This window comes from Streptomyces sp. NPDC051243, from assembly GCF_044455405.1.
Classification (GTDB): domain Bacteria; phylum Actinomycetota; class Actinomycetes; order Streptomycetales; family Streptomycetaceae; genus Streptomyces.
This window is the reverse complement of the sequence record NZ_JBITES010000001.1, coordinates 781043-802617: the sequence shown is the minus strand read 5'-3', so window position 1 is coordinate 802617 and position 21575 is coordinate 781043. Positions and strand designations below refer to the sequence as shown.

General features: G+C 71.2%; 17 protein-coding genes. 7 read left to right on the top strand and 10 right to left on the bottom strand.

Features of this window, described 5'->3' with window-relative positions:
* Positions 1–12 precede the first annotated feature (12 nt).
* The 4 genes from ACIBAG_RS03520 to ACIBAG_RS03505 all read right to left on the bottom strand — a co-directional run bounded on the left by ACIBAG_RS03520 (position 13) and on the right by ACIBAG_RS03505 (position 4616).
* On the bottom strand, positions 13–1407 hold the full coding sequence (locus ACIBAG_RS03520; protein WP_399100452.1) for an NADP-dependent succinic semialdehyde dehydrogenase: 1395 nt from the start codon (positions 1405–1407) through the stop codon (positions 13–15).
* Positions 1408–1483: 76 nt separating this feature from the next.
* Entirely contained in the window at positions 1484–1960 is a 477-nt protein-coding gene (locus ACIBAG_RS03515) for an NUDIX domain-containing protein (protein WP_399100450.1), read from the bottom strand.
* Positions 1961–1976: 16 nt separating this feature from the next.
* Positions 1977–3515: an ATP-dependent DNA ligase gene (locus tag ACIBAG_RS03510; RefSeq protein WP_399100448.1), complete on the bottom strand. Its 1539-nt coding sequence runs from the start codon at positions 3513–3515 to the stop codon at positions 1977–1979.
* A gap of 165 nt (positions 3516–3680) precedes the next feature.
* Entirely contained in the window at positions 3681–4616 is a 936-nt protein-coding gene (locus tag ACIBAG_RS03505) for an NAD(P)/FAD-dependent oxidoreductase (RefSeq protein ID WP_399100445.1), read from the bottom strand.
* Positions 4617–4693: 77 nt separating this feature from the next.
* On the opposite strand from ACIBAG_RS03505, the gene ACIBAG_RS03500 reads away from it, so the two are divergent.
* The 6 genes from ACIBAG_RS03500 (at position 4694) to ACIBAG_RS03475 (ending at position 9985) form a co-directional block, all read left to right on the top strand.
* Complete coding sequence (locus ACIBAG_RS03500) at positions 4694–5266, top strand: helix-turn-helix domain-containing protein (RefSeq protein ID WP_399100443.1); 573 nt, start codon at positions 4694–4696, stop codon at positions 5264–5266.
* Positions 5267–5368: 102 nt separating this feature from the next.
* The gene (locus ACIBAG_RS03495; RefSeq protein ID WP_399100441.1) at positions 5369–6346 is read left to right on the top strand and encodes an NADPH:quinone oxidoreductase family protein; all 978 of its coding nucleotides are present in this window, start codon (positions 5369–5371) and stop codon (positions 6344–6346) included.
* Positions 6343–7524, top strand: coding sequence for an acyl-CoA dehydrogenase family protein (locus ACIBAG_RS03490; protein ID WP_399100439.1), 1182 nt, complete (start codon positions 6343–6345; stop codon positions 7522–7524). Before ACIBAG_RS03495 ends, ACIBAG_RS03490 begins: the two co-directional genes overlap by 4 nt.
* Positions 7521–8606: an acyl-CoA dehydrogenase family protein gene (locus ACIBAG_RS03485; protein WP_399100437.1), complete on the top strand. Its 1086-nt coding sequence runs from the start codon at positions 7521–7523 to the stop codon at positions 8604–8606. The genes ACIBAG_RS03490 and ACIBAG_RS03485 overlap by 4 nt, the downstream gene beginning before the upstream one ends.
* A 194-nt stretch (positions 8607–8800) precedes the next feature.
* Entirely contained in the window at positions 8801–9664 is an 864-nt protein-coding gene (locus ACIBAG_RS03480) for a phosphatidylinositol-specific phospholipase C/glycerophosphodiester phosphodiesterase family protein (protein WP_399100435.1), read from the top strand.
* Between the two features lie 126 nt (positions 9665–9790).
* Positions 9791–9985 (top strand): hypothetical protein, encoded by a 195-nt coding sequence (locus tag ACIBAG_RS03475; RefSeq protein ID WP_399100434.1) that lies wholly within the window; start codon positions 9791–9793, stop codon positions 9983–9985.
* Positions 9986–9988: 3 nt separating this feature from the next.
* Here ACIBAG_RS03475 and ACIBAG_RS03470 read toward each other — a convergent pair whose 3' ends face one another.
* Together ACIBAG_RS03470 and ACIBAG_RS03465 are read right to left on the bottom strand one after the other, a co-directional pair.
* Entirely contained in the window at positions 9989–11269 is a 1281-nt protein-coding gene (locus ACIBAG_RS03470; RefSeq protein WP_399100433.1) for a phosphodiester glycosidase family protein, read from the bottom strand.
* A 76-nt stretch (positions 11270–11345) separates the two neighbouring features.
* Positions 11346–11705, bottom strand: coding sequence for a DUF779 domain-containing protein (locus ACIBAG_RS03465; protein ID WP_399100431.1), 360 nt, complete (start codon positions 11703–11705; stop codon positions 11346–11348).
* A gap of 229 nt (positions 11706–11934) precedes the next feature.
* On the opposite strand from ACIBAG_RS03465, the gene ACIBAG_RS03460 reads away from it, so the two are divergent.
* The gene (locus ACIBAG_RS03460) at positions 11935–14022 is read left to right on the top strand and encodes a LamG domain-containing protein (RefSeq protein WP_399100577.1); all 2088 of its coding nucleotides are present in this window, start codon (positions 11935–11937) and stop codon (positions 14020–14022) included.
* 12 nt (positions 14023–14034) lie between these two features.
* Here the strand turns inward: ACIBAG_RS03460 and ACIBAG_RS03455 are convergent, their stop codons facing one another.
* The 4 genes from ACIBAG_RS03455 to ACIBAG_RS03440 form a co-directional block, all read right to left on the bottom strand.
* A complete protein-coding gene (locus ACIBAG_RS03455) occupies positions 14035–19023 on the bottom strand; it encodes a family 43 glycosylhydrolase (protein WP_399100429.1) in 4989 nt (1662 codons plus the stop codon).
* 194 nt (positions 19024–19217) lie between these two features.
* Positions 19218–19886: a DedA family protein gene (locus ACIBAG_RS03450; protein WP_399100575.1), complete on the bottom strand. Its 669-nt coding sequence runs from the start codon at positions 19884–19886 to the stop codon at positions 19218–19220.
* Between the two features lie 142 nt (positions 19887–20028).
* On the bottom strand, positions 20029–20715 hold the full coding sequence (locus ACIBAG_RS03445) for a GntR family transcriptional regulator (protein WP_399100427.1): 687 nt from the start codon (positions 20713–20715) through the stop codon (positions 20029–20031).
* Positions 20716–20755: 40 nt separating this feature from the next.
* Positions 20756–21514 carry an aspartate/glutamate racemase family protein gene (locus ACIBAG_RS03440; RefSeq protein ID WP_399100425.1) on the bottom strand — a complete coding sequence of 253 codons (759 nt, stop codon included), beginning with the start codon at positions 21512–21514 and terminating at the stop codon, positions 20756–20758.
* Positions 21515–21575: the final 61 nt, after the last annotated feature.

Below are 21575 nucleotides of genomic sequence, written 5' to 3'. Positions count from 1 at the left end.
GTCGCGCAGCGCTCACGCACCGTGCCAAACAGTGGTGATGTTGCAGAACTCGCGGATTCCGTGCCCGGACAGCTCACGCCCGTACCCGGACCGCTTCACGCCGCCGAACGGGAACGCCGGATGGGACGCCGTCATGCCGTTGACGAACACGCTCCCCGCCTCCAGATCCCGTACGAAACGGTCGACCTCGGCCTCGTCCCGCGTCCATACGTTCGAACTCAGTCCGAAGGGCGAGTCGTTGGCGATGAGCACCGCCTCGTCCAGGTCGGCCGCCCGGTACAGCGTGGCGACCGGACCGAACGCCTCCTCCCGGTGGATCCGCATCTCACGGGTGATGCCGGCGAGGACGGTCGGCGGGTAGTACCAGCCGGGCAGTTCCGGCCGGCGGAGCCGGTGGCCGCCGCACAGCACCTCGGCTCCACTGTGCCGGGCGTCGTCGACGAGTTCCTCCAGATCGTCGCGCCCCTGCTCGCTCGACAGCGGGCCGACCTCCGTCTCCTCCTGCATCGGATCGCCCACCACCAGCGCCTTCATGCCCTCGACGAACCGCTCGGCGAAGGCGTCGTAGACGTCCGTGTGCACGATGAACCGCTTGGCGGCGATGCACGACTGCCCGGTGTTCTGCACCCGCGCGGTCACCGCGACCTGCGCGGCCCGATCGAGGTCGGCCGACGGCATGACGACGTACGGGTCGCTGCCGCCCAGCTCCAGGACCGTCTTCTTGACCATCTCCCCGGCGGTGGAGGCGACCGCCCGGCCCGCGGGCTCGCTGCCCGTGAGGGTCGCCGCCTTGACGCGCTCGTCGCGCAGGATGTCGTCGACCTGTCCGGAGCCGACGAGCAGAGTCTGGAAGCAGCCCTCGGTGTAGCCCGCGCGGTGGAAGAGGTCCTCGATGTAGAGGGCGGTCTGGGGGACGTTCGAGGCGTGCTTGAGCAGGCCGACGTTGCCCGCCATCAGCGCGGGCGCCGCGAACCGGACCACCTGCCACAGGGGGAAGTTCCACGGCATCACCGCGAGGATCGGCCCCAGCGGGCGATAGCGCACCCGCACGCGTGACGCGGCCGAGTCCTTCACGTCGGACTCGGCCGGCTCCTCGTCGGCGAGCAGTTCCTCGGCGTGGTCGGCGTACCAGCGCATCGCCTTGGCACACTTGGCGACCTCCGCCCGGGCCTGCTTGATGGGCTTGCCCATCTCGGTGGTCATCACCCGGGCGATGTCCTGCTGGTCCTCTTCCAGGAGCGTCGCGGCCTGGAGCAGCAGACGACCGCGGTCGACGAAGCTCGTCGCCCGATACGTGCGGAACGTCGCCTCGGCGAGCTGGAGCCTGCGCTCGATCTCCTCCTCGCCCATGGCCTCGTACGTCTTGAGCGTCTCGCCGTTCGCCGGGTTCACCGTTGCGATGGGCATGACCGACCTCCTGGGAGCTCACTGTTGCTACGACCTTCGCGCGCGGCGGGGCGGACCGCAACGCGTGTACGGCTGCTCAGGCCGAGTGCTCCGCCAGCCGGTCGAGAAACGTGGCCTGGGCCTTGACGATCACCTCGCGCGCCCGCTCGACGCCCAGCCACTCCACCCGGTCCAGCTCCGGGAACTCCTGGGTCCGGCCCGAGCGCGGCGGCCACTCCATCCGGAAGGTGCCGGGGACCACCGTCGCCGGGTCGAGGTCGGACTCGACCGCCCAGACCGTGACGATTTTGCCGCCCGACTGTCTGACGTCGCCGAGCGGTACCGCCTCCCCGTCGGGCGGCGGCAGCCCGAGCTCCTCCTGGAACTCGCGGCGGGCCGCCTCCCAGGCGGACTCCTCGGGGTCGTACTCGCCCTTCGGGACCGTCCAGGCCCCGGCGTCCCGCCTGGCGAAGAACGGGCCGCCCATGTGCCCGAGCAGCACTTCCAGCCCGCCGTCGGTGCGCCGGAAGAGGAGCAGGCCCGCGCTGTGCTTCCCGCGGGACGACGACGTCACCGCCTTGCCTCCCAAGTCATGGCCGCACCTCCGGGTGCGCGGCGAGCAGGGTCTCGACCGTGTCGGCCTCCTCCGGCCGTTTGTCCTCGCGGTAGCGGACCACGCGGGCGAAGCGGAGGGTCACGCCGGCCGGGTAGCGGGTGGAGCGCTGCAGACCGTCGTAGGCGATCTCGACGACGAGTTCGGGACGTACGGTGACCACCCAGTCGTCGCTCTCCACGGCGAGTTCCCGGAGCCGCTCGGTCTGCCAGGTCAGCATCGCGTCGGTCATGCCCTTGAAGGTCTTGCCGAGCATGGCGAAACCGCCGTCCGCCGTGCGCGCCCCCAGATGGAGGTTGGACAGCTTGCCGGTCCTGCGGCCGTGGCCCCATTCAGCGGCCAGTACCACCAGGTCGAGGGTGTGGACGGGCTTGACCTTCAGCCAGGAGGCGCCGCGCCGGCCCGCGCTGTAGGGGGCGTCGAGGGCTTTGACGACCACGCCCTCGTGGCCGCGCTCGAGGGTCTCGGTGAGGAAGCTCTCGGCCCGCGGGAGGTCCTCGGGGCCGGACACCAGCGCGCGGCGCACCCGCATCGGCTCGGGGACCAGCCGGGCCAGCTCCGCGTGCCGCTCGGCGAACGGCAGGTCGAGCAGGTCGTGGCCGTCCACGGACAGGGCGTCGAAGAAGACCGGGGAGACGGGGATCTCCTTGGCCGCCGCCGTCACATCCGTGCGGGAGCCGACGCGGCCGGCGGTCTCCTGGAAGGAGCGGGGGCGGCCCGCGTCGTCGAAGGCGATGACCTCGCCGTCCAGGATGAAGCGCTCCCCGTTCAACCGCAGGGCGGCGGTGGTCAGTTCGGGCAGGCGGTCGGTGATGTCGTCGAGGGTGCGGGTGTAGATCCGTACCGTGTCGGCCTCGCGGTGGACCTGGACACGGATGCCGTCCAGTTTCTCCTCGACCGCGCAGCCGCCCAGCTTGCCGACGGCCTCCGCCACCGAGGACGCGGTGTGCGCCAGCATCGGCAGGACCGGGCGGCCGACGGTGAGCCGGAAGCGGGCCAGCGACTCCGGACCGTCCGCGAGCAGCGCCTGGGCGACGTTCTGGAGGGAACCGGCGAGCATCACCGCCCGCCTTACGTCGGCGGGCGGCGCCCCGGTCGCCACCGCCAGGCCCTCCACCGCGACCGCGTCCAACGCGCCCTGCCGGACCTCACCGGTGATCAGCCCGAACAGGAACCGCTGCTCGTCCTCGGTGGCCGCACCCATCAACTCGCCGACCAGCCGGGCCCGTTCGGCCTGCGAGCCGGCGCCGGACACCTTGCCCAGCGCGGTCAGCCGGGCGTCCACCTCGCGCACCGTGAGGGTCGGCTCGGCGGCCGGGGCGACCGGGCGGCTCAGCATCTTCCAGCCGATGCCGAGCCGCCCCTGGGGCAGCCGTCCCGCCAGATACGGGATGACGATCGGCACGTCGTCCGCCTCGGCGTCCCGGAACAGCTCCGCCAGCAGAGCGATCTTCCGGGACCGCGCCGAGGTCGCGGCGACCTCCTGGGACACGTGGGCCAGCCGGGTGAGCAGCATGCAGCCATGGTGCGACGCGCTTCGCTGGATTACACGTCTTGAACGGGTTGTGTTGCGTCTGCGGGTCCGTCGTGGCTGGTCGCTTCCCCAAGCTCTCGGCTTCGCTCGAGCAGGGGGGACCCCCATCGCGGCGGAGCCGCATCATCGACACAGCCCCGCGCCCCTTCAGGGCGTTGCGTCGAGGTCCGTGAAAAGCAGCTCCCCGTTGATGAAGGCTCCCGCCCGGTAGCCGCCTGCCGCCGCGTTGATGACCTGTTCGGAGAAGCCCATCGCGTTGCCCACCGCCCACACGCCCGGCACGGAGGTCAGTCCCGTCGGGTCCACCACCGGATACGAGCCGAAGGGGGTCTCGTTGAGTTCGGCACCGAGCTTCTCCAGCAGCCCGGTCTGCGGGACCGCCCGCGGCGCGACGAACAGCACCTCACGTGCGTGCACCGTGCCGTCGGCCAGGCGTACGCCCGTCAGCCGGTCGTTCTCGATCACCATCCCGGCCACCTCTCCGGGCACGACCTTCACGCCGGCCGCCGCGAGCCTGCGCAGGTCGTCGTCCGAGAGGTCCGGCTCGGCCACCTCGTGGAGGAAGAAGGTCACGTCCTTCGACCACTGCGACACCATGAGCGCCTGGTGCACGCTCAGCGGCGTCGTCGCCAGCACGCCGAAGGCCTGGTCACGGACCTCCCAGCCGTGACAGTACGGGCAGTGCAGGACGTCCTTGCCGAAGCGCTCGGCGACGCCGGGGACCGCCGGCAGCTCGTCCTTGAGGCCGGTGGCGATGACGAGCCGGCGGGCGTGCACGTGGCGTCCACTCGCCAGCGCGAGCGCGAAGTCCTCGCCGCGCGTCACGTCCACCGCCCGGTCCTCGACCAGCTCGACGCCGTACCGTGCGATCTCCTCTCGTCCGACCGCCAGGAACTCGGCGGGCGGCATGCCGTCCCGGGACAGATAGCCCTGCATATGGGCCGCGGGCGCGTTGCGCGGTTCGCCGGCGTCGACGACGAGGGTGCGGCGCCGGGCGCGGCCCAGGACCAGGGCGGCGGACAGGCCCGCGGCGCCGCCTCCGACGACTACGACCTCGTACTGCTCGGTGTGCTTCTGGGTCATGGTGACCACCTCCACGACGACGGTCGCTCGGATGGCGCGGGATTGACAAACCTGTTTGCCGATTCTGCAATACAGGCATGAGTACCGACGATGTTCTCGCCGAGGTGGGGCCACGGCTCAGGAGGCTGCGCAAGGACCGGGAGGTGACGCTCGCGGCGCTGTCCGAGAGCACCGGCATCTCCGTCAGCACGCTGTCCCGTCTGGAGTCCGGCCTGCGCAAGCCCAGCCTGGAACTGCTGCTGCCGATCGCGCAGGCCCACCAGGTGCCGTTGGACGAGTTGGTCGGGACGCCGCCGGTGGGGGATCCGCGGGTGCGGGCCAAGCCTCTCGAGCGACACGGACGCACCTACTGGCCGCTCACCCGGCAGCCCGGTGGTCTGCAGGCCTTCAAGGTGCTGGTGCCGCAGCGCAACGAAGAGCCCGAGCCGCGTACCCATGAGGGCTACGAGTGGTTGTACGTACTGTCCGGGCGGCTGCGGGTCGTGCTGGGCGAGCACGACGTGGTGCTCACGGCGGGAGAGGCGGCGGAGTTCGACACGCGGGTGCCGCACTGGTTCGGGTCGACGGGGGAGGGGCCGGCGGAGTTCCTGAGTCTGTTCGGGCCGCAGGGCGAGCGGATCCATGTACGGGCGCAGCCCCGGAGGTCGTGACGCCCGCTACTGTTCCGCGGCCACCTGTTCCCTGATGGGCAAGCGACCGCTTAGTATGCGAAGCGACCCCGGTCAGACGAAGCAGTCCCGTGGAGGCCCCGCATGCAGGCATGGCAAGTGCACGAGAACGGCGAGCCCGGCGAGGTGATGCGCCTCGAGGACGTCGAGACGCCCACGCCCGCCGACGGCCAGGTCCTGCTGAAGGTGCGTGCCGCGAACATCAACTTCCCGGACGCGCTGATGTGCCGGGGGCACTACCAGGTCAGGCCGCCGCTGCCGTTCACGCCGGGCGTGGAGATCTGCGGCGAGACCGAGGACGGGCGCCGCGTGCTCGCCAACCCCGCGCTGCCGTACGGCGGTTTCGCCGAGTACGCCGTCGCGGACGCCGCCGCCGTCCTGCCCGCGCCCGAGGCGCTGGACGACGCCGAGGCCGCCGCCCTGCACATCGGCTACCAGACCGGCTGGTTCGGCCTGCACCGCCGGGCCGGGCTCGAAGCCGGGGAGACGCTGCTGGTCCACGCTGCCGCAGGAGGGGTCGGCAGCGCGGCCGTGCAGCTCGGGAAGGCGGCCGGGGCGCGGGTCATCGGTGTCGTCGGCGGGGCGGAGAAGGCCGCGGTGGCCCGGGAGCTGGGCTGTGACGTCGTCATCGACCGTCGGACCGAGGACGTCATCGGCGCCGTGAAGGAGGCCACCGGCGGCCGGGGCGCCGACGTCGTCTACGACCCGGTCGGCGGAGAGGCCTACGCTCAGTCCGCCAAGGTCGTCGCCTTCGAGGGCCGGATCGTGGTCGTCGGCTTCGCGAGCGGCAGCATCCCCAGCCCGGCGCTCAACCACGCCCTGGTGAAGAACTACTCGATCCTCGGCCTGCACTGGGGCCTGTACAACACCAAGAACCCGAAGCTGGTCCAGCACTGCCACGAGCAGCTCACCGAGCTGGCCGCCCGGGGCGCCGTCAAGCCGCTGGTGAGCGAGCGCGTACCGCTGGGCGGGGCCGCGGCCGCCGTGCAGCGGGTCGCCGACGGCGTCACCACCGGGCGCGTCGCCGTGGTCCCGGGACTCACCGAAGGAGGAGCGGCATGATCGACGCCGCCGAACTGCGCCGCCGTACGGCGGAGTTGCTGGCCGCCCACCCGCCGGCCGGCACCGAGCGCCTGGACTTCCTGCGCGCCCGCTTCGACGCGGGGCTCGCGTGGGTGCACTACCCCGAGGGCCTCGGCGGACTCGGGGCGCCCCGCTCCCTGCAGGTCGTCGTGGACGCCGAGCTGGAGGCCGCGGGCGCCCCGGACAACGACCCGCGGCGCATCGGCATCGGCCTGGGCATGGCCGCGCCGACGATCCTCAAGTACGGCACCGAGGAGCAGAAGCAGCGCTATCTGCGGCCCCTGTGGACCGGTGAGGAGGTCTGGTGCCAGCTCTTCAGCGAGCCCGGCGCCGGATCCGACCTCGCCGCGCTCGGTACGCGGGCCGTCCGGGAAGGTGACGACTGGGTCGTCAACGGGCAGAAGGTGTGGACGTCCAGCGCCCATCTCGCCCGCTGGGCCATCCTCATCGCCCGCACCGATCCGGGTGTGCCCAAGCACGCGGGCATCACCTACTTCCTGTGCGACATGACCGACCCCGGCGTCGAGGTCCGGCCGCTGCGCCAGATCACCGGCGAGGCCGAGTTCAACGAGGTGTTCCTGACCGACGTCCGCATCCCGGACTCGCGGCGCCTCGGCGAGATCGGCGACGGCTGGAAGGTCGCGCAGACCACGCTGAACAACGAGCGCGTCGCCATCGGCGGCATGCGGCTGCCCCGCGAGGGCGGCATGATCGGCCCGGTCGCCAAGACCTGGCGTGAGCGGCCCGAGCTGCGCACCCACGATCTGCACCAGCGGCTGCTCAAGCTGTGGGTGGACGCCGAGGTCTCCCGCCTCACCGCGGAGCGCCTGCGCCAGCAGCTCGTCGCGGGCCAGCCCGGCCCCGAGGGCGCCGGCATGAAGCTCGCCTTCGCCCGTCTCAACCAGGAGATCAGCGGCCTGGAGGTCGAACTCCGTGGGGAGGAGGGTCTGTTGTACGACGACTGGACCATGCGGCGGCCCGAGCTCGTGGACTTCACGGGCCGCGACGCCGGCTACCGCTACCTCCGCTCCAAGGGCAACAGCATCGAGGGCGGGACCAGCGAGGTCCTGCTGAACATCGTCGCCGAGCGCGTCCTGGGCCTGCCGTCCGAGCCGCGCACCGACAAGGACGTCGCGTGGAAGGACCTGTCCCGATGAGCACACAGCCCGACCTGCTGTACTCCGAGGAGGAAGAGGCGCTGCGGGCCGCCGTACGGGACCTGCTCGCCGACCACTGCGACGCGCCCGGCGTCATCGCACGCACCGAGTCGGACAACCCGCACGACCTGGAGGCGTGGAAGGCGCTCGCCGACGGCATGGGCCTGGCCGGCCTCCTGGTGCCGGAGGACAAGGGTGGTCAGGGTGCCACCCACCGCGAAGTCGCCGTCGTGCTGGAGGAGTTGGGGCGCGCGGTCGCTCCGGTGCCGTATCTGACGAGCGCTGTCGTGGCCACCGAGGCGCTGCTCGCCTGCGAGACCGACGGGGGGCTGCTCGCCGAGCTGGCGTCCGGGCGGAGGATCGGCGCGCTCGCCGTCGCGCTGAACGTCCTTCCCGGCGGCGCCTACAAGGTCGTACGGCATGAAGGTGGTGTCCTGCACGGGGAGTTGACCGGCGTCGCGGATGCGGCCGTCGCCGATGTGCTGCTCGTGCCCGCCGACGACGGCGGGTTGTACGCGGTGGAAGCCGACGCCGTGACCGTCACTCCGCAGACGTCCCTGGACCTGACCCGGCCCGTCGCCACGGTCACCCTGGACGGTGCGGCCGGTCGTCTGCTGGGCGACGCCGAGCCTGCCGTACGACGCGCCCTGCGGGCCGGCGCCGGACTGCTCGCCTCCGAGCAGCTCGGGCTCGCCGACTGGACGTTGACCGAGACGGTCCGCTATCTGAAGGACCGCAAGCAGTTCAACCGCCCCGTCGGTGGCTTCCAGGCGCTCAAGCACCGGCTCGCACAGCTGTGGCTGGAGGTCGTCAACCTGCGCGCCGCCGCCCGGAACGCCGCCGACGCGCTGGCGACCGGCGAGGACGTCGACATCGCGGTCGCTGTCGCCCAGGCCTACGCGGCGCCCGTCGCCGTACATGCCGCCGAGGAGGCACTGCAGTTGCACGCCGGTATCGGTATGACCTGGGAGCACCCGGTGCACCTGTATCTGAAGCGGGCCAAGGCCGACTCGATCGCCTACGGCACCGCGGGCGCCCACCGCGAGGCACTGGCCGAACTCGTTGGCCTCGGGGCTCCCTGACCTACACCTGAGCGAACCGCGCGAAAAGCCCGCCCGACCTGGGGCGGGCTTTTTCGTGTGCCCTGCACCGATGAAGTGAACACGGGACGGCGGTCCGGCCAACTCGCCGCTCAGCTCTGCTGTTCGGGCCTCTCGGAATCGCATACTCGCAGCGGTTCCCCACGCCCCGAATCGCCCCTTCAGGGAGGCAGAGCATGGCCCTCACCACTCGCCGCAGAGCCCTCACCACCCTCGGCGCCGCCCTCGCCGGCGCGGTCGCCCTGCCCGCCACCAGTGCGCTGGCGGGCGAACGGAAGCACCGCCCGCGTCCGTTGTGGCGAGCGCACGCCCACAACGACTACGAGCACCCGCGCCCCCTCCTCGACGCCCTCGACCACCGCTTCGGCAGCCTCGAAGCGGACATCTACCTGGTCGGCGACCAGCTCCTCGTCGCCCACGACCCCGAGGACCTCGACCCCGGCCGCACCCTGGAGTCCCTCTACCTCGACCCGCTGGCCGCCCGTGTCCGGGCCAACCACGGCTCGGTTTACCGGGGTTACCGGCGGCCGATCCAACTGCTCATCGACATCAAGACCGAGGGCTCCTCGACGTACCTGGCGCTGGACCAGCACCTGGCGCGCTACCAGCACCTGTTCACGACCTACGCCCATGGCCGGGTCTTCCCGGGTCCGGTCACCGCGGTGATCTCCGGCGACCGTGCCGCCCGCGTGCCGATGGAGGCGCAGAGCCTCCGCCGCGCCTTCTACGACGGCCGCCTCGCCGACCTCGGCAGCGCCGCGCCCGCCTCCTTCATCCCCCTGATCAGCGACAACTGGACACGCAACTTCACCTGGCCGGGCGTGGGCGCCTTCCCGGACGCCGAGCGGAAGAAGCTGCACGGCATCGTCCAGGCCGCCCACTCCCGTGGGCAGAAGGTGCGCTTCTGGGCCACCCCGGACGTCGCCGGATCCGCCCGGGACGCCCTGTGGAGCGAACTGCTCGCCGCCGACGTGGACTTCCTCAACACCGACGACCTCGCCGGTCTGGAGGCCTTCCTCGACGCCAACGAGGCGGTTTGACCCGGCTCGGCGGGACACCACACGTTCGGCGGACAGGCCAGCCGCCCGGACGAACCCTCCGCTACGCCACACTTACGGCCGAACGCCGTGAACCGGGATGAGGCGGCGTGGCGGAGGAGGTTGTCGATGGCCATTTCCATCTCTGTGGTGCTGTTGCTGTTCGTGCTGGCGGTGATCTTCGTCCGCAGCGGCGGACTGAAGATCACCCATGCGATCGTGTGCCTGCTGCTCGGCTTCTATCTGGCGAGCACCAGCATGGCGCCCACCATCAACAGCGGTCTGACGGCCACGGCGGACATCGTCAGCAGCCTCAGACCATGACCGTCAGCGCTTCGAGAAGACCCCGATGCCGTTGGGGACGGCGCGTTCCCGCCCGCCGTCGGTCGGATGGTTCCGTACGGACACCGTCGCCGCTCCCGGCTCCCGGGCCACCAGCGTCGACGAACCGCCGCCGTCCAGACTGAAGGCGTCCACCGAGCCCAACTCCCGCAAGGCGGACGCCACTTCGGCGATCGTCAGCCCGGTGCGGTACTCGGGCGCGCCGTCGAGCGCGAGCAGGACGACGCGCCGCCCGCGGTCCGCGATGCCCACCGCGGTGCGCACGGCCGAGGTCCTGGCGTCCAGGCCGGGCAGCGGCCGCCCGTCGTCGAGCACCGGGTAGCCGCCGAGGGCGAAGCGGTACGGGACCCGGGACGCCGACGCCACCAGCCGGTACTTCACCTTCACCCTCCCCCGGTCTCCGGCCGGGGGGACCCCCATCTCGCTTCGCTCGCCCGCGAAGAACTTCCGCAACTGTTGCGCGCCCGCCTCCCGGCCCACGAGGACGGTCGTGTCCGGGGCGATCGGCCCGCTGCCCGGGGTGTCGGCGGTCGACACGACCCGGCCCCCGCGGACCGTCACCTCGTAGGTGTCGGTACTGCACGGGGCGGCCCGGTCCGCGTCCGTGCCGCAGGTGGCGCGCACCCGGGAGGCGCTGCCCCACTTGGACGTGAACGCCCCGATGGAGCCCACCGGCAGCGCGTACTGGTTGAGCCCGCGCAGCGGCAGCCGGCCCGCGGGCGTACGGATCGAGCCGTCGAGGCTCAGGCCGTCGAGCCGGGCCCGGCGGTCGGTGCCCACGCCGAACACGTCCTCGGTGCTCGTGCCGGGTGGCAGCGCCGGGCCGAAACGCTGGCCGTTCGGCACCGCCGCCTTGAGCGCCCGGCCGCGCGCGATCGCCGGACCCACGCTGGCGCCGGTCGCCTGAACGCCGGGGTGCTGGGTCTCGCTGATGTTGAAGAAGTCGCCGTTCACGCCGGCGACGGCACCCTGCGCCGTCGCCTGCCGCGAGACGGTGGCCCGCGCCGCCACCGCGCCGGGGTGCAGCAGATCGAGGCGTACCCGTGGATTGCGCAGATCGACGGTGAGCACGTGGGCGTGTGCCGGGCCCTTCAGCGCCGCGATGTCGAACTCCTCGTACCGGACGCCCGGCGCGATCTGGATGCCCCGCTGCGCGGCGCCGGCCGGTGCCGCCCCCACCAGGGCCGCACCGGCCAGCGAGCCGAGTGCCGTGAACAGCGCGAGCGCCGCTCTGGCCGTTCCGAGCCGCTTTTGATGACGTGTCACATTTCCCCCCTGATGTCTCGTCAAATGTGGCAGGGCTCAGGGGAAGTGCACCAGACCGCGATGACCAGCGCGGTTGCTAGCCGCCGACGACCCGCGAACGGGTGAGGAAACGCACCCCCTCGGGCGCCTCCAGCGAGAAGCCGCTGCCCCGGCCCTCGACGACGTCGACGATCAGCCGGGTGTGGCTCCACACCTCGTACTGACCGCGCGACATCCAGAACGTCACCGGCTCCGGAACCCCCTCGACGACCAGCTCCGCGAGCAGCACGTCCGAGTCGCCTGTACGGAACTCGCCCTCCGGGTAGCACATCGGCGCGCTGCCGTCGCAGCAGCCGCCGGACTGGTGGAACATCAGCGGGCCATGCGTCGCGCGCAGGCGGCGCAGCAGGTCCTCGGCCGCGGGAGTGAGTTCGACGCGCGGGGTCTCCTCATACATGGCGGCAAGGAGAGCACGGGCAACGTTGCGAGAGGGTTGCACCCGGCCGGCGGGCCGGCGCCGGCGGGACCTGGATGCTTGAAGGGAAAATGGTTCTGGCCATGTCAGTGGGCGCTGTTAGCCTCCTGCAGCCCGTGTGATCCATGGGCTCACCAGGGGAGGAGAAGACTTGAACAGTGCCAGAACCAGGGGGAACCGGTTCAGACCCGGCCACCTCGCCGCCTGCTGCATGGCCGGCGCCGTCGTACTGACCACACCCGGCCTCGCACGCGCCGCCGAGAACCTGCCGCCGCGTCAGCCGCTCGTCCAGGATCTGCAGACCAATACGAAGGCGTGCGCCACGGGGGAGCAGAAGGCGTATGTCGGGGCGCCGCCCACGCTGCGGGCCGTCCTGTACGACCCGGAGGAGGACAACCAGCCGGCCGAGGCCAACATGGTCAAGGGCGAGTTCGAGGCCTGGTGGACGGGCGCGGACGGGGTGGAGCAGCGCCGTACGTACACCACCTTGGAGACGCTGTCCGGCTCGCCCCAGCAATGGCGGATGCCGGAGGACATCCCGGCGAACACGGTGATCTCCTGGCACGTGCGCGCGAACGACGGCACCGCCGCCTCCGCCTGGAGTTCGGCGGGCGACGGTTCGGTGTGCCAGTTCGTGTACGACGACACCAGCCCCGAGAAGGCCGTCGTCACGTCCTCCGACTACCCGCAGGACCAGTGGCAGGACGGCGTCGGCGTCTACGGCAGCTTCACCATGGACTCCCCGTCGGACGACGTCGCGCAGTACATCTACAGCTTCATCGGCGGCCCGCAGCTGACGGCCCGCCCCGACGAACTCGGCGGACCCGTCACGATCCGGCATCTGCCGCTACAGGACCGCCCGGACTACCTCAGCGTCCGAGCCATCGACCGTGCCGGCCGCAGCAGTACGACGACCACCTACCACTTCCGGGTCAAGTCCGGCCGCGCTCCCGTAGCCCAGTGGACGCTGGCGGACCCGGCCGGCTCCACCACGGCCACGGCCGTGACCGGGCCCACCGCCGACGCCGGCTCGGGGGTGACCTTCGGCGCGCCCGCGCCACGCGGCACCTCGCTGCCCTCCGTGGCGAGCCTCGACGGCAGCAGCCACGCCTTCCTCACTCCGAACGCCCCGGCGGTCGACGCCGGCCGGACCTTCGCCGTCAGCGCCTGGGCGCGCCCCGCGCGGACGGACCGGAACATGACCGTGGCAGGCCAGGACGCGTCGGACGACGCGGCCTTCGCCTTGGGGCTGCGCACCCGGGACGAGGGCCCCGAATGGTCGTTCACCGTCGGCGGCACCCGGATCACCGGCGGCGCCCCGGAAACCGGTGAATGGGCCCACCTCCTCGGCCTGTACGACACCGAGACCGGCCGGGCGAAGCTCTACATCAACGGTCAGGAGGCCGGCACCGGGGCGGCGGCACCCGCCGCGACCTCCGGCGCCTTCCAGATCGGCCGTTCCCGCAACGGCGACGGCTACCGGGACCGCTGGCACGGCGAGATCGGCGACGTCCGCACCTACGACCGGGTGGTCGTCCCCGTCGAGATCACCGAACTCGCCCACCGCAAGCCGACGTTGCTCGGCCACTGGTCGCTGGAGACCGCCACGGACGGCGTGAGCCCCGAGCAGGGCGGCAAGGCGCCGCTGACGCTGGGCCCGGGTGCCGCCATCCACCGTGGACCTGACGGCTCCTGCCTCCCCGACCTCGATCCGGACTGCCCGGTCGTGCCCTACGCCCTCGTCGGCGACGGCCACCTCCGACTGGACGGTGAGACGGGGTACGCGGCCACCGGAAGTGCCGTGGTGGACACCTCGGACAGCTTCACCGTCGGCGTGGTGGTCCGGCTCGCCGACTCCGAGCCGGCCGCTCCGATGACCGTGCTGTCACAGGCCGGTGAGCACACGGACGCCTTCAAGGTGCGCTACGACCCGTCGGTCCACGCCTGGCAGTTGGTGATGCCGCGGAAGGACGAGGCCGGCGCCCCCGAGGTGGTCGTCTCGCAGATCGAGGCCGCGGACGGCGGAGAGGGCCAGGGGCACCGGCTGGCCGTCGTCTACGACGACGCGACCGATCGGATCAAGCTGTACCTCGACGGCTACACCAACGCCGCCGCGACCGCCACGCTCCCGAACGGCTGGGAGAGCTCCGGCCCCCTGCAGATCGGGCGGGCCAGGGCCGGTGACGGCTGGGGCGAGTACCTGCACGGTGACGTCGACGAGGTACAGGCCTACGCCGGTGCCCTGAGGGACCGCGACATCGGCGGTCTGGGCTCGGGCACCGACCCCTGCCTGTGCTGAGACGGCATGCCCCTAGCGTGGCCCGTCGCCGACGGTGACGAAGCCAAGGGGCCTCGCGCCGGTGGCGTTGTCGTAGACGACGTCACCGGTGGACTCCTTCCAGATCCTGATGCGGAAGGTGTCCGGCGCGTCGGTCGCGGTGATCCGGAAGCCGTAGCCGCCGCTGCCGCCCACGGTGCCGGAGCCCTGGTACACGGCCCGGGTGCCGGTGACCACGAGCCAGTCGGAGCCGGTGGAGCGGAACTTCAGCCTGGCCGGGCCGAAGTCGAGGGACGCCTTGCCCGTGGGGACGGCGGCTCCCTTGGCGTACGCGGCCGCGAACGAGAAGGCCGCCTTGCCGGTCAGGGCGGGCTTGGCCGGGTAGGCACCCGCCGGGGAGGTGATCAGGCCCGCCCCGAGCGCGGGTCCGGCGGCACGGTCGTAGACGATCAGCTCGGGAAGTGTCGTGCGGTCCGAGCCGGCGTCGTTGTCCGTGACGGTGACGACCGGGCGGAGGATGCCGGCCTTGGCGTAGGTGTGCTCGGCCCGGCAGGTGGTGCCGTCGACCGTGCCCGCCGTCGGCTCGGTGCCGTCCTGCCAGTCGACCCGGCAGGTGTGGGTGTCGCCGACGTCGGCGTCCCGGAACTCGGCCGTGACGGTGGTGCGGTGGCCGGCCGCCACGGGGGCCGTCGGCCCGGTGGCGGAGGTGATCTTCGGGGCCCGGTTGACGATCGGGTCGATGCCGGTCAGGGTCGGGACGACCTTCTCGAGCAGCCCGTCGGAGCCGAACTCCAGCTTGTCGACGGTGGTTTCACGGTGGGTGCCGTCACCGCCGGGGATGGCGAACCGGTGGTAGGCGATGTACCACTCGTCGGTCTTCGGGACGTGGACCACCGAGTGGTGCCCGGGTCCCTTGACGCCGAGGGAGAGGTCCTTCTCCAGGATCACGCCGTGCTTGGTCCACGGGCCGGTGGGGGAGGGGCCGGTGGCGTAGGCGACGCGGTAGTTCTCGTCGCGCGTGTCGTTCTCCGACCACATGAAGTAGTAGGTGCCCTTGCGCTTGATGACGAAGGTGCCCTCGTTGTAGCCGCTCGGGGTGATGTCCTTGACCTTCGAGGTGTCGATGGACGTCATGTCGGCGTTCAGGGGAGCGACGTAGGCGCGGCCGTTGCCCCAGTAGAGATACGACTGCCCGTCGTCCGTGAACACGGCCGGGTCGATCATCTGGCCGCTGAACTGGCCCGCCTTGAGCAGCGGCTTGTCCAGCGCGTCCTTGAACGGCCCGGTCGGCGAGTCGGACACCGCGACGCCGATGTTCGCGTCGGCACAGAAGTAGAAGTAGTACTTCCCGTCCTTCTCGGCGATCGCCGGCGCCCAGGCTCTGCTGTCCGCCCACGAGACGTCCGGCCCGAGGTCCAGGATGACGCCGTGATCCTTCCAGTGGACCAGGTCCTTGGAGGAGTAAGCCTTGAACTGCGTGCCGCTCCAGCCCGGGAAGCCGTCGGTGGTCGGGTACAGGTAGAAGGTGTCGCCGAAGCGGACGATGTTCGGGTCGGCGTTGAGACCCGGCAGGACGGGGCTTCTCATGACGAGCGCCGAGACCGTCCAGGTGCGCTTCTTGCCGTCGGAGCCGGTCACCTCGTACGTCACCGGCTTGCTGAAGTCCTGCATGCTGCCGGAGGCGGGGCTGATCGCCGCTCCGTGAGCGAGGGTGAACTCCGGGGCGAGGGCGGTGAGATCGGTGCCCTCCTTCATCGGCAGGGTGATTTTGCTGCCGGGGTTGTCGACGAGCGCGTCCACCTTCAGCGCCGGGTGCGTGGCCTTCGCGATGCCTGCGGTGTTGCCGCTGAGCTCCATGACCTCGGTGCCCGTGAGGGCCCGGTCGTAGACGCGGAAGTCGTCGACCTCGCCACCGAAGTAGGGGTCGGCCGCGTACAGGGAGCGGCCGATGTAGCCGCTGTAGTCCTTGTTCGCGTCGTACAGCTCGGACGGCTTGATGGTGGTCGTGGTGCGGGCCGCCTCGATGCCGTCGACGTAGAGGACCATCGTGCCGGTCGAGCCGTCGAGGGTGACGGTGACGTGCCGCCACTCGCCCGGTGTGAGCTGCGAGCCCGCCGTCAGCTTGGACTCCGCCGACCAACTCGCCTTCGTGATCGCCGAGTAGAGGCTGGATCCGCCGTTGGCGGGGGTGGCGAAGAGGTACTTGTCGCTGTCGGGGCCGAGGCCGAACAGCCACTGGAAGCTGTCGCCGCCCTTCCACTTGGCGTACGCCGAGACCGTGACGCTGTCGGCGCTCTTCAGCACGCCGTTCGGGATACGGACGTACGGCGAGGTCGTCGAGGAGCTCGAACCGCCGGACATCTTGAACGAGCCGCCCTCGACCCCGGTACCGAAGTCGGGCGTACGGGCATAGGTGCCGTGGTAGCCGTGGCCACTGGAGTCACGGGCGATGGTGCCGCCGGTCTCGTCGAAGTCGTACCGCAGGAGCAGGTCGGCGGGGACGTCGGGGCCCTCCTGCGAGACCGAGACCTCGGCGCGGACCGGGATCGCGGCGCCGTCCGGCAGGCTGCCCGTCACCGTGAAGGTGCCGGCCTGCGCGTACCGCGACTCCGGGATGTCCTCCCAGGTCACCGCGACGGGACGCTTGACGCCGTCGGCGTAGCCGGCGATCACGGTGGCCGGCAGGACGGGGGCCTGGCCGATGCCGGTCTGCACGGAGACGTCCTCGACGCTCTCCACCAGTTGGTCCGGCTGGTAGGCGCGCAGCAGGCGGTCGTACTCTGCCTGCGTCACCGGCAGGACGGTGCCGTGGCGGGGCTTTGCCGGGAGGTCGTAGCCGGTGGACGGGGTCCAGGTGCCGGAGGCCAGGTCGGTGGTCTCGAAGGGGATGTAGCCGCGGCCGCCGAACTCGTCGAGGAAGGCGTACCACTTGTCCTCGGTGTTCGACTTGAACACCAGCGGACCCTCGGCCGCGCTCATCGAACCCTTGCCGATGCCCTCGGCGACCGCGTCCCAGGACAGGTCGAGGAGCGAGTCGCTCTTCTCCTCGAAGATGAACTTGCTGTTGGGCGTGGAGGAGGTGTTGTTCCGCTCGTCCTTGGAGAGCCGGAAGTACGTCCCGTCGTGCTCGATCACCGTGGAGTCGATGACCGAGTAGTCCCGGTCGATCCAGACCCTGGGCTCGCTGAACGTGTAGAAGTCGCGGGTGGTCGCGTACATCATGCGGTTGTACGTGTCGCCGGAGTGCGCCTCGTTGTCGTAGAGCTTCGACGCCCAGAACACGACGTACTCACCGCGTTGCGCGTCGTAGAACGCCTCCGGTGCCCAGGTGTTGCCCGCGCTGTCCGGGGAGACCTTGACCAGCCGCTGGTTCGTCCAGTGCACGAGGTCGGTGGACTCCCAGACCATGATGGACTTGCTGCCGGTGCGCTGGGCGGCGTCCCAGTCGCCGTTGCCGTAGATCCTCAGGTCGGTGGCGATCTGGTAGAACTTGTCGCCCTCGGGGGAGCGGATGATGAACGGGTCGCGCAGGCCCTTCTCGCCGAGCGTGGACGTCAGGACGGGCTTGCCGTCATTCAACTCCCGCCAGTGCAGCGGGTCGTTGCCCTTGCTCAGGGCGGCGTAGAGCTGTTCGCCGTCGGCCGTGCCCTCGCCGGTGAAGTAGCTGAACATGTAGCCCTTGAGGGCCTCGCGCTTCGGCAGTTCGGGGACCTTGGCGGTGAAGGCGCGGGTGGTGCTCGCCTCGCCCTTGGTGACGGTGGCGGTCAGTTCGACGGTGGTGGCGCCGGTGCCGTGCGCGGGGCGGTGGACCAGGCCGTCGGCGGAGACGACGTCCGGGGTCGCGGAGGACCAGGTGACCTTCGTGCCGTAGGAGCCGGTGGCCGGGAGGGTGAGGTTGCCGCGCACGTCGTCGAGGTTGTGGACGGCGAGGGCCGCGGCGGCCTGCTCGGTGGCGGTCCGGTCGTCGAAGTCGGGGAGCACCGTGACGTCGAAGGTCTTGGTGTCGGTCACGGTGCCCTTCCTCAGGGTCGCCGTGAGCGTGGCGTGCGCGTCGGGCTCACCGGCGGCGGGGCGCGTGACCTTGCCGGAGTCGGACACGGCTGCCGGGTTGTCGCTGGCCCAGCTGATCGCGGAGCCGCCGGCGGTGCCGGTCCTCGGCAGGTCCAGGTCGGCGACGACGGCACTGGTGTCACCGAGGCTCAGCGCGGCCTTGTCGTCGGAAACGCCCCGCGTGGCGACGGGGAGCGCGAGTTGCCCGACCTCGGAGTCGGCGAGGGCACGGTCGTAGACCCGGAAGTCACGGATGCTGCCCTTGAACAGCTTGTCGCCGGAGTAGACCGACTTGCCGATGTAGTTGGCCGTGGTGGTGCCGGAGCCGATCGAGCCCGGGGTGATGCTGACGGAGGTGTTGCGGCCGACCTCGATGCCGTCCTCGTACAGCACGCCCGTGGTGCCCGTCTGGGTGTAGGCGATGTGCTTCCAGACCGAGCGGGTCAGGTTGTGTGAGTCGGTGGGCCTGGTGGTCTGCTCCGTCGACCAGTTGCCGGACGCGATGGACGTCCGGAAGGAGTTGCCGGTGGTGAAGAGGTAGCCGTTGCCGCTGCTGCCGCTGGAGTTGCCGAAGCCGTAGACGAAGTACGGCGTGGTCTGCGTGGAGTCGATCCGCACGTCCATCGAGACGGTGATCGCGTCCATGCCCTTCATGATGTCGTTCGGCACCTTGATGTAGGTGTCCGAGCCGTTGAAGGCGAGCCCCTGACCGGTGCCCGACCAGTCGGCGGCGCCGCTCACCGTGCCGTCCCGGCCGTTTCCGGAGGCGTCGGTGGCGGTGCTGCCGGAGGTGGCGTCGAGTTTGTACCAGAGGGCGAGACCGTCGGTGATCTCCGTCGCCTCGGCGGTGCCGGCGGCCTGCGCGGGAAGGGCGGGCCCGGCGAGTCCCAGCAACAGCGACGCGGCGGTCAGCCCGGCGAGTCGGCTCGCCAGGCGTCTCGCGCGGACACGGACGCGTGCGGTGTACGGCATGTCGAGTTCCCTGCTGAGGCATGGCGGGGCCTCGGCCGTGGGCACCCTGCCGTGTCGGCTGTGTGACGTCGTGTTGCGAGAGTGTCAATCGGGGTGTGGCACAGCGTCAAGAGGTTTCGAACAATGTCCGACTGGTCGAACGTCGATGGGTGCTCGGCCGCATGAGGTACCGGCTTGGCCCCTTGAGGTACCCGTCAGCGATCGCGCCGCGCGCGACGCGACTCGGTCACTACCGGCAGCAGGGGCAGCAGCGAGACCAGGACGACGAGGGCGACCAGGGGCAGCAGATAGTCGTCGATGTCGGGGACGGAGGCTCCGAGGAGGTATCCGGCCAGGACGAGACTCTGCGACCAGAGCAGACCGCCGACGATCTGCCAGATCGTGAAGGTCCGCGTGGGCACGCCGAGCGCACCGGCCGCCGGATGCAGGACCGTCCGCACCATCGGGACGAAACGGCCGATCACCAGGGCCTTGCCGTACCCGTAGCGGGCCAGCAGCTTCTCGGCGCGTCCCGCGGTCTCCCGTACCCGCCGTCTCTCGGTGCGTGCCAGCAGGGCCCGTCCCCCGTGCCGCCCGAGCAGGAACCCGACCTGACCGCCCGCCACCGCGCCGACGCCCGCGCACAGCAGCACCTGCCACAGCACAAGGCGGGGCGCCTGCTCGGCGGTCCCGGCGCACAGCACACCGGCCGGGAGCAGGAGCGTGTCGCCGGGCAGGAAGAAGCCGAACACGAGCAGCCCCGACTCCGCGAAGATCACCACGAGGACCCCGAGGGCTCCGAAGGTCGCGAGCACCGAGGCGCCGTCCATCGGGTTGACGGCGAGTGCGGCATGGACGGTGCCCACCGGTTTGACGGCGATCATCGAGTGGTCAGCGGCCAGAGTCATCGACTGGTCCGCGGCCATCGACTGGACAGCGATCACCGCCATCACCTCCCGGCCGCCCTCGTCCCGCGCCCTCCCTGTCAAGCATCCCGTGCCTGCGACGCGGGCGCCTGCCCCGGCATCAGGGGGTGGGCGTGTCGGCGAACTGGTTGGTGTCGAAGAGGCGGTTGATGTGGCCGCCGAGTTCGGACCAGTGCCGGCCCGAGAGCTCCGCGGCGGCGCGGGCGTCACCGGTGGCGCAGACGGCGATGAGCTGGTCGTGGTGTTCGACGGTGTTGCGGCCGCCGAGCAGGGTGGAGAACTTGCGGTGGAGGATGCGGTGGAGCTGCGGGTGGAGCTGCTCGACGACCCGGCTGAGGACGGGGTTGTCGGCGGCCGCGATCGGCACGGCGTGGAAGCGGTCGTCGGCGGCGAGGGCGGCGGTCGTGTCCTCGGCCGCGACGGCGCGCTCGAAGTCACGGTTGGCCTCGCGCATGCGCTCCAGGTGCTCGTCGGTCAGCACCGGGACGGCGGTCTCCACGGCGAGCCGGTCGAGGGAGCGCAGGACGGCGAGGGTCTTCTCGGCGTCGCGGCGGTTGAGGGTCGTGACGCGGGTGTACGCGCCGGGCTTGGCCTCGACCAGACCGATGTCGGCGAGCCGGGCGAGGGCCTCGCGCACCGGGGTGCGGCTCAGCCCGAGACGCATGGCCAGCTCGTTGTCCTTGACCTTCTCCCCGGGGGCGAGTTCACCCCGCACGATGGAGTCGCGCAGACGGTGAAAGACCTCGTCGCTGAGGAGACGGCGGGAGACGGGGCTGTCGAGCGACATATTGCGTACGATACATCGGCCGTTTCGGGCTTCCGCGAGGTCAACGTCCCAGGCCGATCGGATTGGGCGGCGCCTCCCTCGCCGTACCGGCGCGGGCCCGGCGGACCAGAGCCCGGGCAAGGGTGAGCGCCGGGTCGACGAGCGGGACCTCGACCGTGTCGGCGGGCAGACCGAGGGGGATCTCCGTGCAGCCCGCGATGATCGCCTGCGCTCCCCGGTCGGCCAGCCGGCGTGCGGCGCGGGCGAGCACCGCGGTCGTGGCGTCGTCGCGGACACCCGCCTTCACCGCGCGGATTCCGGCCATCACCTCGGCGTCCTGGCTGTCGGCGTCGGGGAGCACCAGCTCGATGCCGGAACGGTCCAGCCACTCCTGGTACAGCCCCGCCCGCACGGTGCCGGTGGTGGCGAGCAGTCCTGCCGTACGCACCTGGGGGCTGAGTGTGGTCAGGTGCCGGGCCACCTCGCCGATCATGTGGACGATCGGCAGGCCGACACGGTCGACGATGCGGGGCACGAAGGCGTGTGCGGTATTGCAGGGGATGGCGATGACCGTGGCGCCGGCCTCGCGCAGGACACGGCTGCCGGCGAGGAGCCAGGGGGTGGGGTCCGGTCCGTCACCGAGAAGGGCCGCGGTGCGGTCGGGGATGGTGGGGTCGGACCAGATGACCGTTCTGAGATGGTCCTGGTCGCTGTGTCCCGGGGTCATCGACACCAGCTTGGCGTAGAAGTCGGCGGTGGCCGCGGGGCCCATGCCGCCCAGAATGCCGATGATCTCCTTCGTTCCGGTCGGGTCGGTCACGGTGGATGTCCTTGGGCATGGGGCGATGGCTGGCAGGATGCAATATATTGCATGCTGCACG